The sequence below is a fragment of the Flavobacterium poyangense genome, from assembly GCF_011751075.1.
In the GTDB taxonomy this organism is placed as follows: Bacteria; Bacteroidota; Bacteroidia; order Flavobacteriales; family Flavobacteriaceae; genus Flavobacterium; species Flavobacterium poyangense.
Genome location: NZ_JAALLN010000031.1, coordinates 1 through 17,167, shown reverse-complemented (window position 1 = coordinate 17,167; position 17,167 = coordinate 1). Strand labels below are relative to the sequence as shown.

Genomic DNA, 17,167 nt, shown 5'->3' with positions numbered 1-17,167 from the left:
GCATTACTTTTTTTAGAACTTTCCTTTCTGTTGACATAATTAATTGGATTGTAGTCAACCTTTTTCAGGACAAGACAAAAAAAACAAACCCGACAGGTTTCTAAAACCTGTCGGGTTTAATTTTTTTTTATCGCTTCTATTAGAAGTTAAATCCAAGTCTTGCGTAGTAATAAGCGCCGCTGAATCCCATCTGAACGGCATCCCAATAACCACCTGCTTCAGTGTTACCTAACTCGTCTTGTTTGGTAGGATAAACATTAAATAAGTTATTGCTTCCAACACTTAATTTTAAATTGTTTGTCAGTTTATAACCAACTGTTAGGTCTGTAATTAACCTCGGGTTGTAAACATCATCTTCATCACCATAGTCAACTAAAACGACTTTGCTGAATCTTGTGAAAGCCAAACCAGCATCAAGTTTATTTTTAGAATAGTTTAAATTTAAACCAAATTTGCTATCTGGAGCTGAGGATAATAAAAATGCTTTTTCGCGTTTTCCAAAGAAAGTAGCTTCTTCTAAAGAGCCATTTTTTACATTATCAATTTTCATATCATTGATGTTTCCAACCAAAGTCACTCCAAATTGTGATGCCCCGAATTTTTTCTTCCAGGCAAGTACCAGATCCAAACCATGTGTACTGGTATCAACGCCATTAACAAAAAACTGAGCTTTGTCAACACCTAGATTTAAAGGCTTAGCATCAAAATATCCGGTAAGAACGATACGATCTTTTACCTGGATGTAATAACCGTCAACCGTTGCCGTAAAGTCACCAAATGAAGCGGTGAATCCAAGAGAGGCGTTTACAGCTTTCTCTTCATTTAACTTCTGAATTCCAAAAGCTTTTGTAACAGGGCTGTTATTTGGAGCAAGTAAAACTTCGGTAGCGCCGCCTGCATTGAAATTTGTGAAACGCAAGTTATAGTAAATTTGGGCTAAAGACGGAGCACGGAACCCTGTACTTACAGATCCTCTAAAATTAATATGCTCCCCCGCTTTTACTCTGGCGGCTAGTTTTCCGTTCAAAGTACTTCCAAAATCACTGTAGTTTTCAAAACGAACAGCTCCGCTTAATAAAAAGGCTTCTGTAATATCTAGCTCTGCATCGGTGTACAGTGATAAGTTGGTACGACTTTTATCAACGGTATTTGCGGGGCTGTAACCCGGGAAACCTTGTGAGCCTCCAGGTCTGGAGATTGTTGGAGAAGAAGTAGGGTCTGTAGGGTCGTAATCAGGATTCGGAATTGTTGGTGCTTGCTGGGTTGTAGGATTTGTGATCGGTCTTCCGTTGGTATCATAAGTCGCATAAGAACCTTCTTCACCGGAAAAGATCGTGAATTTTTCAGTTCTGAATTCTGCTCCAAAGGCAAGGTTTAAACCATTCAATACAGAATCATAATTTTTAGAGAGATCAAAATTGGTAGTATTTTGAGTCAGAGTATGTCCACCGGCATCAAATTCTGTTGGAGATTTTTCTAGTAATGAAGCGTTTATCGTTCCTTTTATATAGTAATGAAACGAGTTTTTACCAAAAGTATTACTCATGTCAATATTCCATCCGCTTTCTGTTTTGGTTTTAAATCCAGCTGCGAGAGAATTGTCAACAATATTAGAAGTAATTCTAGGGGTGTAACCGCCGGGATATACAGATTCAACAACTCTTTCTCCGTCATTTCTGGTGAAAGCATAAGCATCAGTATCTCTGTAATTTCGGCCTCCAAAAGCATAAAAGTGCGTTTTTTCAGAAATTGGAATTTGCACATTTCCAAAAATATTAAATCCCTGTATAGCAGCATCTCCAAAACCTTTTCTGAAATCATAGGCTGGTCTGAGGGTTTTGTTTTTGTTGATGTATTCTGTTGTGAAATTGGCATATCCGCCTTTTTCGCCAATAGCAACACCGTAGTTGGCAGCTACTTTAACCGATCCACCATCAAAAGATTGGTTTTTGCCATAAGAATTCCCATTCCCGTTTTGATCCAATCTAAAATTTTTAGTATTTGGGGTACCATTCAGGAAGTCTCCTTTTGCATCGGTATTAAAAACGCCGTAGGTTACAGATCCGGTTAATTCATCAACATTGTCATTTAGTACAATATTAATAACACCGGCAATGGCATCAGAACCGTATTGTGCTGCAGCACCATCTCTTAGAATCTCAATTCTTTTGATAGATGAAGCCGGAATAGCATTCAAATCTGTTCCGGTGTTTCCACGACCACGGGTACCAAATAAATTAATAAGTGACGATTGGTGTCTTCTTTTTCCATTGATCAAAACCAGAGTCTGATCGGGTCCCAAACCTCTTAACGAAGCAGGATCTACGTGATCGGCACCGTCAGAACCGGATTGTTTATTGGCATTAAAAGAAGGAGCAACGTATTGCAGTAATTCATTAATCTCTAATTTACCGCTTTGAGTCGTTACATCTTTGACACTAATAACGTCAATCGGAACAGCCGAATTTACTACTGTTCGTTTAGTATTCCTTGATCCAACAATTACAACATCACTTAGTACTTGTCCGCCATTTTCGTCTAAAGTAACATCAGTTATGCGGTTTGCAGTTGATTTTTCTACCGTAGCATAACCAACATAACTAAAAATAAGAGTAGCACCTTCTTTGACTTTTATAAGGTAACCGCCTTCAAAATTGGTGGATACGCCATTTGTTGTTCCTTTTTCAAGAATGTTAACGCCTGGTATTGGTATACCTGATTTGTCTTTTACAACTCCCGATATTTCTTTTTGAGCAAAGAGAAAAGCTGTATTAAATAGCAATAATAATAGTGCAATCTTTTTCATAGTTACTTAAGTTTGGTTTGTGTTTTTTGTTTGGTATGTTATAAAAGTAATGTTTTTTAACAAAAAATTAATAAAAAATGTAATTATTTTCTTGGAGTGTCTTTTAAAAATATTAATCATCATTTTTACTTCACTGGCGAGCTATTAAATCTTATATTTGCAAAATTTTAAAGTCGAAAAATATCATTTTGACAGAAAAAATAAAGCAATACGTAAATCATAACCCGTTAAAAGTGACTTCCGTATAAGGATAACATAAGATGGGAGATTCTGATAAAATCAGGATTACATAAAAAAATAAATAGAGTCAACAGATGAAAGCAGGAATTGTAGGATTACCAAATGTTGGAAAATCAACATTATTTAATTGTTTATCTAATGCAAAAGCGCAAAGTGCTAACTTTCCGTTTTGTACTATCGAGCCTAATATTGGTGTTGTAAACGTTCCGGATCCGAGAATTAACAAATTAGAAGAATTAGTAAAGCCAGAACGCGTACAAATGGCAACAGTTGATATCGTAGATATCGCAGGTTTGGTAAAAGGCGCAAGTAAGGGAGAAGGTCTTGGAAATCAATTTTTAGGAAACATTAGAGAGTGTAACGCTATTATTCACGTTTTACGTTGTTTTGATAATGATAATATTGTACACGTTGACGGAAATGTAAATCCAATTCGTGACAAAGAAACAATTGATATCGAATTGCAGCTGAAAGATTTAGAAACGGTTGAAAAACGTTTAGAAAAAGTAAATCGTGCCGCTAAAACCGGAAATAAAGAAGCACAAACAGAGAAAGCGCTTTTAGACAGAATCAAAGAGTCATTATTACAAGCTAAATCGGCTCGTACTATCGTACCTCAAGGTAATGATGAAGAAGTTTTAATGGAATCTTTTCAGTTGATTACAGCTAAACCGGTTTTATACGTTTGTAACGTTGACGAAAGTTCTGCTGTAAACGGAAACAAATATGTAGATCAGGTTCGTGAGTTAGTAAAAGACGAAGATGCTGAGGTTATTATCCTTTCAGTAGGGGCAGAAGCAGATATTACGGAGCTGGAAAGTTACGAAGAGCGTCAGGTTTTCCTGGAAGATATGGGATTACAGGAGCCGGGAGCATCTGTTTTAATTCGTGCGGCTTACAAATTGTTGAAACAACAAACGTATTTTACAGCTGGTGTAAAAGAAGTTCGTGCCTGGACAATTAGCATTGGTGCTACTGCGCCACAAGCGGCAGGAGTTATCCATACTGATTTCGAAAAAGGATTCATCCGTGCAGAAGTAATTTCATACGAAGATTACGTTCAATACGGTTCAGAAGCAAAAGCAAAAGAAGCAGGAAAATTCAAAGTAGAAGGAAAAGAATATATTGTGAAAGATGGTGATGTAATGCATTTCCGTTTTAATGTGTAGTTTTTTTAGAAGCTAGAATAAAGAATATAGATTGAACCGCTAAAGAGATTTAGCGGTTTTTTTGTGTTCTAAAAGTTGTAAGTCTCACAAATCCACGCGCAGTATGTCACTCCGAGGCACGAGGAATCGCACTAGTTAATCGACAAAGATTGGTGATTCACTTCTCGGAGTTCCGTGTGTGACTTCTCCTGCGTCTAAAGGACAAAAACTGCGGTAAAGATTCCCTTAATCCATGAAATCTTAAAGAAACAATATTCTAAGGGTTTAATTAAGTTTTACAGACTAGAGTTTTTCTGTTATTAAGTTTGGCCTAGTTTTAGTAAACAGATTTTAAAATTAAGCTATCAAGTAAACCTTTAAATCAATCAACATGAAAAAAATCATTTTAATTCTAGTTTTAACATTAGTCATTGTTTCGTGTAAAAAGAAAAGAGATGAACCAGTAGGGCCAAATCTGTTTTTTGCAGAGCCACAACCCATCAATGATTCTGAATTAGATCACTTTCCAGCAAAATTCAGAGGTTTGTTTATGGATAAAGATTCTACTTTTCTTAGAATTAATGAAGATATAGCTCAATATGAATATTACTATAAATTTAAAATTCATAAAAATGGTCTAGATTCTCTGAAAGTAGATTTTAATCTTAAAGATGGAAAGTTAATAAGTAAAAGAGGAGATGTAATATTCAATATTTCATCACGAGGTGACTCTTTGTTATTGGTTGAAAAAGATATTGATACACTTTTTAGATTCTCTTATTATCAAAAAGCAAAACGAATAAATGGCAACTTAATATTGAGTACAAAAGATTCCGTTTTTTGGACTCTACAAAACCTAAGTATTGAAGAAAATAGCCTGAATCTTAAAAATATCTGTTTAGATGATGATATTAAGAAAATGGATTCCGTTACTCTAATTAAGTCAAAAATGTTGGATTCAACATCTTATTTGTTTAAGCCAACACGAAAAGAGTTTGGACGTATCTTGAAAATTAAAAACTTAGGTTATTTACAAGTATTTCAAAAAGTGAAAAGTGAAAAGTGAAAAGAATGATTTTTTTAGCTACATATATTGTTGAGAAAAATGGAAACAATCGGTTTTACTGCGCTCAAATTTAAATGAACTTACATTACTTATATGGTTTAAAAAAAAGAGCTTTCCAAGGCAATCCACCATAAACCACATGGGAATCTGATAAATTTCAACGAGAATAGCGAAATGTAATTCTTCTATTGAATCCTTAAATTTGACTGTAACTCTAAAATCGGAACTCATGAAAAGGAAGAATATATTTTCAAAATCATGGAATTTACTAAAGAATACCTTTTTAGAATTTAATGACGATAATGCAATCAAGTTAAGCGCTGCATTATCCTATTATACCTTATTTGCATTGCCTCCTTTGTTGATTATCATAATAACGATATGTGGGGTCTTTTTTGGAGAAGAAGCGGTAACCGGAGAACTTTATGGACAAATAAACCGATTGGTAGGAAATGACGCTGCTATTCAGATTCAGGAAGCTATAAAAAATGTGCAATTATCAGACAGTAATGTCTTTATTTCCATTTTTGGAGTAGTCATGCTGCTAATTGGAGCTTCGGGTGTTTTTGCAGAGATTCAGAGTTCGATTAATTTTATCTGGGGACTTAGAGCAAAACCTAATAAAGGTTTAAAGAAATTCATTCAAAACAGAATCATGTCATTTTCTATGATTGCTTCAGTGGGTTTTTTGATGTTGGTCAGTTTAATGTTAAATGCTGTTTTAGATCTTTTAAACAGCAGGTTGAAATTATATTTTCCTGAAAGTACGGTATATCTTTTTTATGTTATAAATTTAGTCCTGGTTTTGGCGAGTATAACGTTGCTTTTTGCAATTATTTTTAGAACACTGCCCGATGGAGTTATAAAATGGAAAGATGCTTTTATAGGTGCTTCTTGTACAGCAGTACTTTTTATGATCGGTAAATTTGCTATCGGTTTTTACCTGGGAAGTTCAACTATTGCCAGTGTTTATGGTGCTGCCGGATCTGTTATTATTATTTTGGTCTGGGTTTATTATTCGGCGATTATTTTATATTTTGGAGCTGAGTTTACGAAAGTATACGCAAAATCGTATGGAGGGAAGATTGTTCCAAATGAGTATTCGGTAGAAATAAAAAAAGAAATTTTTGAAATTAAAGAGTGATAATAATGCGTTTTGTTTAACCATATAAGTGATGTAAGTTCATTTGAGCAGTGCGCATAGTTTAGGGAACTTTTTTATATGAACTTACATTACTTATATGATTTAGAAATTGATGACCTTTGATGGTTTTTTATACATAGGAAATAGTAAAATTAATACATATACATTATGAAAATTATAGCGTTTGGAGGAAGTAATAGTCAGCATTCTATCAATAAAAAATTGGCGACTTATGCAGCCGGTTTATTTGAAAACGGTGAAGTTGAAGTTTTAGATTTAAATGATTATGCAATGCCATTATTTAGTGTGGATATCGAAAAAGAAATTGGACAGCATGAAATTGCCAAATCGTTTTTGAATAAAATAGGAAGTGCAGATATTTTGGTGATTTCTTTGGCAGAAAATAACGGGAATTACTCTGCAGCTTTCAAGAATCTTTTTGACTGGAGTTCCAGAATTGCTAAAGAAATTTTTCAGCAAAAACCGATGTTGTTGTTGGCTACTTCGCCGGGAGCGAGAGGAGGAGCGTCTGTTTTAGAAATCGCAAACAATGCTTTGCCAAGGTATGGAGCGCAGATAAAAGCGACTTTTTCATTGCCGGTTTTTAATGCTAATTTTGATGTGGAGCAAAATAAAATTTCAAATGCAGAGTTAGATAGAGAACTAAAGGAGATTATAAAAGCGAGTTTCTAGTCCATGATATTAAAAAACAATACCATTTTTGTTCTTTTTCTAAGTGTCTTTTTTTTACAGTCCGTTTACTCGCAGAAATATAATGCGGTTGATGCGGTTGTTTTAAAATACCCAAAACAATTTAGTAGTACCGAAAAATTAGCAGAAAGAATTGAGAAAGATTTTACTTCAGATTATGATAAGGCAAGAGCAATTTACAGTTGGATTGCCTTCAATATAAGTTACGATTTAGCTACTTATCTGAATCCACCCAAAGCCAGAGGCTTTTCATATTCGACCGAATTAGAGAAACAGCAAAAGATTCAGCTTCAGAATGATAAAGATCTTCAGAAAGTGTTTAAATCTAAAAAAGCAGTTTGCGAAGGGTTTACACTTTTGTATCGTCATTTGGCGACATTGGTTGGTTTAAAGTGTGAGATTGTTCGTGGAGATTCTAAAACCAGATTAAATGATATCGGGCGAGAAAATACAACTTCAAATCATGCCTGGAATATGGTTTTGGTTGATGGAAAATGGCGCTTGGTAGATGTAACCTGGGGTGAGGGCTACTATGATCAAAGTAAAAGAAAGTTGGTAAAAGATTTTGCAACTATTTATTTTGATACAAAACCGGCCTATTTTTTCGCTAAACATTTTCCCGATTCAGGAACTTATCTGGGAGACCGGTTGAGTAAAAGTGATTTTCTGAATGCTCCACTGATTTACAATAAAACCATTGAAGGGGATTATGAAATCATAGCACCTCAATCGGGTACTATTGCAGTGAAAAGTGGCGATAAAGTCACTTTCAGAATCAAAAATGTTTCAAAGGCAGATCCGCTTTTTTATCTGAATCGGAAAAATCAGCCGGTTAGAATTGAAAATCCAAAAGAAAGAGGTGATAGTTTGGAGTTTCAGGTGGTAATTGATGAGAATATTGGTCAGTATCTTACCTTTTATCTTGTAGAGAGCAGTATTGTTTCTTTTAAAGTTATGGTGAAGTAATTAATAAAAGGAGTGATTTTCTTCTTTTGATGAATTAGCGTATCTTAGCAGGAAGTACAAAAAAAGTTTTCGACTTATGGAAACAACTTTTCTGAAATCAATTTTAGATAATGATTTCTATAAATTTACAATGCAGCATGCTGTAATTAAGCTTTTTCCAAAGGCAAAGGTTCGTTATGCTTTTATAAATCGTGGGAAGCACGTTTTTCCGCCTGGTTTTGCTGATTTACTTCGAAGTTCTGTTGATGCCATGGCAGATTTGCGACTGACGAAAGAGGAGAAACGTTATCTGTCTCATCATTCCCAATATCTTGATCCTACTTATTTGGATTTTTTACAGGGATACAGCTATGATCCATCAGAAGTTGAAATTACTCAGGAAGGATCAGAATTAAAAGTCACAATTGAAGGATTTTGGTACCGGACTATTTTGTGGGAAGTTCCTTTGATGGCTTTGATTTCGGAGCTTTTTTATAAAGCCAATCATTTGATTCGGTTAAATGATGAAGCGATTAAAAGTCTTACCAAAGACAAAATTGATAATTATAATACACTTGGAGTTTATGTTTTAGAATTTGGGACACGGCGTCGACATTCTTATGATGTGCAGGTTTTAGTGAATGAAACCTTGAGCAGTTTTGGACACGAAAGTTTTATGGGAACCAGTAATGTGCATTTTGCAATGGTCAATAATAAACGACCTTTGGGAACACATGCGCATGAGTGGTTTATGTTTCATGCAGCACAATACGGTTTTAAGATGGCAAATTCGATGAGTTTGGAACACTGGACGCAGGTTTACGGAGGTGATCTCGGAATTGCGCTTACAGATACGTATACAACAGATATATTTTTCAACCAATTTGACAAAAAATACTCCAAACTTTTTGATGGCGTGCGACACGATAGTGGAGATCCTGTAGAATTTGCTCAAAAAGTAATAGCACATTACACCAAAATGGGAATTGATCCTAGATCAAAAAGTATTGTTTTTTCGGATTCTCTTAATTTTGATAAAGTAAAAATTATATCCGATTTCTGTAAAGACAAGATCAGAATGTCTTTCGGAATTGGAACTAATTTTACGAATGATGTCGGACTTCCGTCTATGAATATGGTTATTAAACTGACCGATACCAAGCCTGACAATACACAGTGGCAGGGTGTAGTGAAACTTTCTGACGAAAAAAATAAAAACACCGGAACGCCCGAAATGATTGCTTTAGCAAAAGAAGTGCTGGGGATTAAATGATTTGAGATGTGAGTTGTGAGTTGTGAGATGCTGAATGTAGTATGTTCTGCCTATAGTATTCAAATGTTTGTAAAATGATTAATCATTTAAATAAAACGTATTAGCTTTCAGACTTACATTTTACTTTTTACATTTAACATTTTACAACTAGTAATTTGAATTAAATAGTATTTTTTGTTGTAAAGCTGTTTTTTTTATTTTTAAGGACCGTATTTTCTAAAATCAGTTTAAATAGATTAAAAAAGCCGTTTTTATTGATAACTTTAAAATGATACGCTTTCATTTTTTACCTAGAAATGGTACATTAGCCAAAAATCCTAAATTCATTTATGCTAGAGCAAAATCAATATAACGAAGATAACATTCGATCACTCGATTGGAAAGAACATATCCGTATGCGTCCGGGAATGTACATCGGAAAATTAGGGGACGGATCTTCACCGGATGACGGTATTTATATTCTTTTAAAGGAGGTTTTAGACAACTGTATCGATGAGTTCGTTATGGGGGCCGGAAAAACTATTGAAGTGACGATCAAGGATAAAACGGTTTCAGTTCGTGATTACGGACGTGGTATTCCGTTAGGTAAAGTAGTCGATGTAGTTTCAAAGATGAACACCGGAGGAAAATACGATTCTAAAGCTTTCCAGAAATCAGTTGGTTTGAATGGTGTCGGAACAAAAGCGGTCAATGCTTTGTCAAATTATTTTCGAGTAGAGTCCGTGCGTGATGAAAAGCAGAAAGCTGCTGAATTTTCGGCTGGAAATCTAGTTCAGGAAGAAGAAGTTATCGATACCACTAAACGCAAAGGGACCAAAGTAACTTTTACGCCGGACGAATCTATTTTTAAAAATTATAAGTTTCGTTTGGAGTATGTGATTAAAATGGTCAAAAACTATTGTTATCTGAACAATGGTCTGACGATTATTTTTAATGGCGAAAAATATTATTCAGAGAACGGTCTGCGTGATTTGTTGGAAGAAACAATTAACGAAGAGGACTTAGAATACCCTATCATTCATTTAAAAGATCATGATATTGAAGTAGCGTTGACTCACAGTAAAACGCAATACAGTGAAGAATATCATTCTTTTGTTAACGGTCAGAACACCACACAGGGAGGAACGCATTTGGCGGCTTACAGAGAGGCGGTTGTAAAAACCATTCGTGAGTTTTACAACAAGAATTTTGAAGCTTCAGATGTTCGTAAATCGATAGTGAGTGCGATTAGCATCAAGGTAATGGAACCGGTTTTTGAGTCTCAGACCAAAACCAAATTAGGTTCTACCGATATGGGATCTGATGACGGGACGCCTCCGGTTTCTGTGCGTACTTTTGTAAACGATTTTATTAAAACCAAATTAGATAATTATTTACATAAGAATCCGCCAACAGCAGAAGCCTTATTGCGTAAAATTTTGCAGGCAGAACGCGAACGTAAAGAATTATCCGGAATTAGAAAGCTGGCAACAGATCGTGCTAAAAAAGCCAATCTGCACAATAAAAAATTAAGAGATTGCCGTGCGCATCTACCCGATACAAAAAATCCAAGAAACTTAGAAAGTACCTTGTTTATTACCGAGGGGGATTCGGCTTCCGGATCGATTACCAAATCGCGTGATGTAAATACGCAAGCCGTTTTTAGTTTACGTGGTAAGCCTTTGAATTCCTACGGAATGAGCAAAAAGATTGTGTATGAGAACGAAGAATTCAATTTACTGCAAGCTGCTTTAGATATCGAAGACGGATTAGAGAAATTACGTTACAACAACATCGTAATCGCAACCGATGCCGATGTCGACGGAATGCACATTCGTTTGTTGTTGATTACGTTCTTTTTACAGTTTTTCCCTGAATTAATCAAAGAAGGGCATTTGTATATTTTGCAAACACCACTTTTCAGGGTTAGAAATAAAAAAGAAACCATCTATTGCTATTCAGATGAAGAAAGAAAAGAGGCAATTGAAAAACTAAAACCAAAACCGGAGATTACCCGATTTAAAGGTTTGGGAGAGATTTCACCGGATGAGTTTAAAAATTTCATTGGAGACACAATTCGACTGGATCCTATTATGATGGATAAAAATACCTCGATCGAGCAGTTATTATCTTTTTATATGGGTAAAAATACGCCGGACAGACAAGAATTTATTATCAAGAACCTGAAGGTAGAATTGGATGTAGTTGAGGAGGAGGTTTAAATAATATATAAAATAGAATGTCAGACGATCTTCAAAATAAAGTGATTTTTCAACAAGTTGCTGAGTTATTGCAAAATGCCAGACAACAGGTTTTGCGTACCGTAAATTCAGTAATGACGATCACCTATTTTGAAATTGGAAGAATTATTGTCGAAGAAGAGCAAAACGGAAATGATCGGGCTGAATATGGGAAGCAGCTTTTAAAAGAGCTTTCACGACAATTGACTAAAGAATTTGGGAAAGGTTTTTCGATTAGAAATTTAGAACAAATAAGACAATTCTATATGATTTACTCAAAATACGAGTCGCTGACTCGTATTTTAGAAGTTCAAAAGTACGGGTCACTGACTGCGAAATTGGACAATGGAAAAACGCAGTCACTGACTGCGGAATTCAAATCCCAAAAAACGCAGTCAGTGTCTGCGAAATTTAATAAACAAGATTTTCAGATATTAGCTTCGTTTTTTAAATTGAGTTTTACTCATTATACTTTTCTAATGCGAATTGATGATGAAAAAGAAAGGCGCTTTTACGAAATAGAATCAGAGAAACAGAATTGGAGTGTCAGAGAACTAAAACGCCAATACGACTCGGCACTTTATACAAGATTGGCTTTAAGTCGGGATAAAGAAGAGGTTTTAAAACTTTCGGAAGTAGGTCAGATTATTGAGAAGCCAAAAGATATTATTAAAGATCCTTACATACTTGAATTTTTAGGATTACCTGAATTGCATCAATATTCAGAATCGCAGTTAGAAGAAGAAATTATTAATAAACTGGAACATTTTTTATTAGAATTAGGTCATGGTTTTACTTTCGTTGCAAGACAGAACAGAATTACTTTTGACGATAAACATTTTAGAATTGATTTAGTTTTTTATAATAGAATATTAAAGTGCTTTGTTCTCATTGATTTGAAAATAGGAGAATTAAAACATCAGGATTTAGGACAGATGCAGATGTATGTCAACTATTACGACAGAGAAATGCGTTTGGAAGACGAGAATAAAACAATAGGAATTGTTCTCTGTCAAAATAAAAGCGAGGCAGTAGTAAAATATACACTGCCGGACCATAATGAGCAAATTTTTGCCAGCAAATATAAAACCGTTTTACCTAGTGAGTCAGCTTTAAAAAAACTCATTGAAAACAGATAACATTAAATTTATAATTTCGAATATAAATAATGAAAGACGAAGAAGACGATAACATAATTCCAAATGACGACGAGAATAATTACGATGAGAATCAGTCTGATGAAAATCAGGACGATTCAGACGAAATTATAGATGTAGATGCAAAGCATTTTGAAGGAGCACATTTTTACGAAAATCAGGAAGGAGACGGTCAGGATACGATTACGAAAGTAACCGGTATGTACAAGGATTGGTTTCTGGATTATGCTTCGTATGTAATTTTAGAACGTGCTGTTCCTGCTATCGAAGACGGATTCAAACCGGTACAACGTCGTATCATGCACTCTTTAAAGGAGTTGGATGATGGTCGTTACAATAAAGTTGCCAATGTTGTTGGTCACACGATGCAGTATCACCCACACGGAGATGCGAGTATCGGTGATGCGATGGTGCAAATTGGTCAGAAAGATTTATTGATTGACTGCCAGGGGAACTGGGGAAATATACTAACAGGTGATGGTGCTGCGGCTTCGCGTTACATCGAGGCGCGTTTGTCTAAGTTTGCTTTGGAGGTCTTGTATTCTCCAAAAATCACCGATTGGGGTGTTTCGTATGACGGACGTCGTGCCGAACCCAACAATCTTCCGGTAAAATTTCCATTGCTTTTAGCACAAGGAGCAGAAGGTATTGCGGTTGGACTTTCAACGAAAGTATTGCCTCATAACTTCAACGAATTAATTGATGCTTCGATCAAAATTTTAAAAGGGAAACCGTTTACGCTTTATCCGGATTTTATGACGCAAGGTATTGCCGATGTGTCAAATTATAATGACGGACTTCGTGGCGGACGTGTACGTGTACGTGCTAAAATTGCCCAGTTAGACAAAAATACTTTGGTGATTACGCAGATTCCGTTTTCGACTAATACCACAACTTTGATTGACAGTATTTTGAAAGCCAATGAAAAAGGTAAAATCAAAATCAAGAAAATTGAAGACAATACAGCGGCCGATGTTGAGATTCTAATTCACCTTTTTCCGGGAGTTTCTCCGGATAAAACGATTGATGCTTTGTTTGCTTTTACAGCCTGCGAAACCTCTATTGCGCCTCTTGGATGTGTGATTGAAGACAATAAGCCATTGTTTATCGGGGTTTCACAAATGTTGAGGTTATCGACAGAGAGAACGGTTGATTTGCTGCGTCAGGAACTTGAAATTCAATTAGAGGAGTTAAAAAACAAATGGCATTTTTCTACTTTAGAAAAAATCTTCATTCGTGAAGAAATGTACATTGACTTCAAATTATATGGAGACAAGGAATCGCTTTACAAATATCTGTATGATCGATTTGAGGTTTTCAAAAAAGCATTCATCAGAGAAATTAACGATGATGATTTGCAAAGACTTACACAAATTCCGATGATTCGTATTACCCGTTTCGATTCTGATAAAGCTGATGACTTCATCGCTAAGTTAGAAGACGAAATGAAAGAGGTAGAATATAATCTGGAGCACTTAACTGATTTTGCGATTGATTATTTTACCAAATTAAAAGCGAAATACGGAAAAGGGCGTGAACGTCAGACCGAGCTTCGTGTTTTTGACAATGTTGAGGCTACAAAAGTAGTTTTAAGAAATACAAAATTATATCTAAATCGAGAAGAAGGTTTTGTTGGAACGAGCTTAAAGAAAGACGAGTATGTGGGTGATTGCTCTGATATCGACGATGTAATCGTATTTTTGCGTGATGGTAAAATGCTGGTTACCAAAGTCGATGCCAAGACTTTTGTCGGCAAAGATATTATACACGCTGCCATTTTTGATAAAAGTGATAAACGTACGATTTACAATATGATTTATCGTGACGGAAAATCAGGTCCGTCTTATATTAAACGTTTCAACGTTTCCGGAGTTACCAGAGATAAATCCTATGATTTGACTAATGGAACCAATGGCTCACAGGTAGTTTATTTCTCCCATAATCCAAATGGTGAAGCTGAGGTGGTTACCATTTTGTTGCGTCAGATCGGTACAATCAAGAAACTGAAATTTGATATTGATTTTGCTAATTTAGCCATCAAAGGCCGTAGTTCAAAAGGAAATTTAGTGACTAAATATCCAATCAAAAAAATCGAATTAAAAGAAAAAGGTATTTCAACTTTACTGCCAAGAAAAGTATGGTTTGACGATACCGTAAAACGTTTGAATGTAGATGCACGTGGTGAATTACTGGGCGAATTTAAACCAAGTGATAAAATATTGGTAATTAGTCAGGCAGGTAAGGTAAAGGTTATTATTCCGGAATTATCTACTCATTTTGATGAAGATATGATTGTTTTGGAAAAATGGAAACCTAAGAAACCAATTTCTGCAATTTATTATGACGGAGAAAAAGAACGTTATTATCTGAAGCGTTTCCTTGTTGAAGCCGAAAATAAAGAAGAGAGTTTTATTACCGATCATCCCAATTCGCAATTAGAAATTGTGTCGACAGATTACCGTCCGCTTGCGCAATTGGTCTTTGCAAAAGTAAAGGGAGTTCAGAAAGAAGATTTACATATTGATGTGGAAGATTTCATTGCTGTAAAAGGATTTAAAGCATTAGGAAATCAATTAACGGCAGATAAATTGAAACAGGTTAATTTGTTAGATCCGCTGCCTTATGAAGAACCTGTAGAAGAAATTGTAGAAAGAAAAGTAGAGTACAATGATGATGGTTCAGTTGTCACAGAATTAGATGACGATGGCCAGATTGGTCTGGTTTTAGAATAAAATAATTAAAGTAGGCCGTCTCGATACCAGAGACGGTCTTTTTTTTGAAATCCTAAATTCCAAATCCCAAATTTCAATTTTTGAAATTGCTTCTTCTGTTTGCTATTGCTTGAATCGGTTTTTTATTGCTACAGATTTGGGGATTAAAAAAGATTTTATTTATATGCTGTGATTAATAATTTTTTTCAATAGCCTACAGCTTTAGCTGTAGGGATAATATAAGATTTAGATTGTAGGGCTTTAGCCAAAATTTGCGGTTTTGGCTAAAGCCTTTTTTACATTCATTTTGGAATCTCCAGCTAAAGCTGGAGGCAATTGAAAATGGAATTTATACAGTAGTAAAATCTATTCCCACAATGCTAATGTTGACCAATCAAAATTGATTATGTTTGTCTATCTTGCCGAACCTAAAAACAGTACTAAAAATGAATGTCAAGTTAACAGATAAAGATAAGATTAGTGTAAAAAATCCCGATGATTTATACGATATCATGCGACGCATTCTATTACGAGATGATAAAATAGATCAGGAGAAAGAGCATTTCTGGATGATAGGGCTAAACATGGCAAATACTGTTCTGTATATAGAATTAGTGAGTATGGGAAGTGTGAGAACTACTCAAGCAGAACCAATGAATGTTTACAGACTTGCTGTACTTAAAGGGGCAACAAGTGTAATAGCTGTTCATAATCATCCGAGTGGGAGTTTGACTCCATCTGATGCCGATAAAGATGCTACTGACCGATTAATACAAGTGGGTAAGATTTTGGATATAAAACTTATAGATCATTTTATTATTACCAAGGAAAAATATATGAGTTTTGTAAATATAGGATTAATGGCTCAATTGGAAAAAAGCCTAAAATATGTTGTTCCTTATAAAATAGAAGAAACAATTCGCAAACAAGAATTGGAAATTAGGAAAGAAAAAGAGAAAACAGATCAGTTAAAAGAAAAAACAGATCAGCTACAAGAAACTGCAAAAGCATTTAAAGAAACAGCAAAAACAGAGAAGTCTTTAAGAATTGAATTTATAGAAACGGCTATAACCAATTTGTTAAAGCAAAAAATGTCAATAGAGCAAATAGCAGCTATCTTAAATCTTACTGCAAGAGAAGTGGAAAAAGTTAGTAAAAAGATAAAACTGTAAAAGTCTATCTTTAATTTAAAAATTTGAATTGCCTCCAACTTTAGTTGGAGGAATAATATAGGGTCTAGATTTAAGGGCTTTAGCCAAAATTTGCGGTTTTGGCTAAAGCCTTTTTTTATCTGAATTTTGAAATCTCCTGCTAAAGCTGGAGGCAATTAAAAATATGTTTTAAAGCGAAGCCAAAACTATGATATTTTTGACTTTGCCTTATTCTGAATGTGCCTTACAATTCACCAACAATTATGTCATTCCTGAGGCACGAGGAATCGCACCAGTTAATCGACAAAGATTGGTGATTCACTTTGCGGAGTTCTGTGTGTGACTTCTCCTGTGTCGAAGTGACAGAAGTAGGTGTTGATCGGATTACTAAAAGTTGTAAGTCACACAAATCTGCGCAAAGTATGTCATTCCGAGGTACGAGGAATCGCACTAGTAATACGACAAAGATTGGCACTGATCTTTATGGAGTTTCGTGTGTGACTTCTTCTGCGTCGAAATTGTAAAGGTTACTTATTTCGGTAACAGATTTATCATTTCTATTGGTTTCTTTCCATCAATACCTTGATGTGGTCTTT

At 35.1% G+C, this 17,167-nt stretch carries 11 protein-coding genes; 10 read left to right on the top strand and 1 reads right to left on the bottom strand.

Annotated features, from left to right (window positions below; translation table 11 throughout):
• Window positions 1-139: 139 nt before the first annotated feature.
• Window positions 140-2,806 (bottom strand): TonB-dependent receptor, encoded by a 2,667-nt coding sequence (locus tag G3A47_RS22410; protein WP_166926473.1) that lies wholly within the window; start codon window positions 2,804-2,806, stop codon window positions 140-142.
• Window positions 2,807-3,120: 314 nt separating this feature from the next.
• Here G3A47_RS22410 and ychF point away from each other — a divergent pair, with 314 nt between their 5' ends.
• The 10 genes from ychF to G3A47_RS22360 all read left to right on the top strand — a co-directional run bounded on the left by ychF (window position 3,121) and on the right by G3A47_RS22360 (window position 16,592).
• Window positions 3,121-4,215, top strand: coding sequence for a redox-regulated ATPase YchF (gene ychF, locus G3A47_RS22405; RefSeq protein WP_166926472.1), 1,095 nt, complete (start codon window positions 3,121-3,123; stop codon window positions 4,213-4,215).
• A 370-nt stretch (window positions 4,216-4,585) separates the two neighbouring features.
• The gene (locus G3A47_RS22400; protein ID WP_166926471.1) at window positions 4,586-5,260 is read left to right on the top strand and encodes a hypothetical protein; all 675 of its coding nucleotides are present in this window, start codon (window positions 4,586-4,588) and stop codon (window positions 5,258-5,260) included.
• A 229-nt stretch (window positions 5,261-5,489) separates the two neighbouring features.
• Window positions 5,490-6,404, top strand: a complete 915-nt coding sequence (locus G3A47_RS22395) for a YihY/virulence factor BrkB family protein (RefSeq protein WP_166926470.1) — start codon at window positions 5,490-5,492, stop codon at window positions 6,402-6,404.
• A gap of 168 nt (window positions 6,405-6,572) precedes the next feature.
• The gene (locus G3A47_RS22390; protein ID WP_166926469.1) at window positions 6,573-7,097 is read left to right on the top strand and encodes an NADPH-dependent FMN reductase; all 525 of its coding nucleotides are present in this window, start codon (window positions 6,573-6,575) and stop codon (window positions 7,095-7,097) included.
• Window positions 7,098-7,100: 3 nt separating this feature from the next.
• Window positions 7,101-8,081 carry a transglutaminase domain-containing protein gene (locus G3A47_RS22385; protein ID WP_166926468.1) on the top strand — a complete coding sequence of 327 codons (981 nt, stop codon included), beginning with the start codon at window positions 7,101-7,103 and terminating at the stop codon, window positions 8,079-8,081.
• A gap of 76 nt (window positions 8,082-8,157) precedes the next feature.
• Complete coding sequence (gene pncB, locus G3A47_RS22380) at window positions 8,158-9,333, top strand: nicotinate phosphoribosyltransferase (protein ID WP_166926467.1); 1,176 nt, start codon at window positions 8,158-8,160, stop codon at window positions 9,331-9,333.
• Window positions 9,334-9,662: 329 nt separating this feature from the next.
• The gene (locus G3A47_RS22375; protein WP_166926466.1) at window positions 9,663-11,534 is read left to right on the top strand and encodes a DNA topoisomerase IV subunit B; all 1,872 of its coding nucleotides are present in this window, start codon (window positions 9,663-9,665) and stop codon (window positions 11,532-11,534) included.
• A gap of 17 nt (window positions 11,535-11,551) precedes the next feature.
• Window positions 11,552-12,691: a PDDEXK nuclease domain-containing protein gene (locus G3A47_RS22370; protein ID WP_166926465.1), complete on the top strand. Its 1,140-nt coding sequence runs from the start codon at window positions 11,552-11,554 to the stop codon at window positions 12,689-12,691.
• 29 nt (window positions 12,692-12,720) lie between these two features.
• Window positions 12,721-15,441: a DNA gyrase/topoisomerase IV subunit A gene (locus tag G3A47_RS22365; protein WP_166926464.1), complete on the top strand. Its 2,721-nt coding sequence runs from the start codon at window positions 12,721-12,723 to the stop codon at window positions 15,439-15,441.
• A gap of 425 nt (window positions 15,442-15,866) precedes the next feature.
• The gene (locus G3A47_RS22360) at window positions 15,867-16,592 is read left to right on the top strand and encodes a JAB domain-containing protein (RefSeq protein ID WP_166926463.1); all 726 of its coding nucleotides are present in this window, start codon (window positions 15,867-15,869) and stop codon (window positions 16,590-16,592) included.
• The last annotated feature ends 575 nt before the right edge of the window (window positions 16,593-17,167 follow it).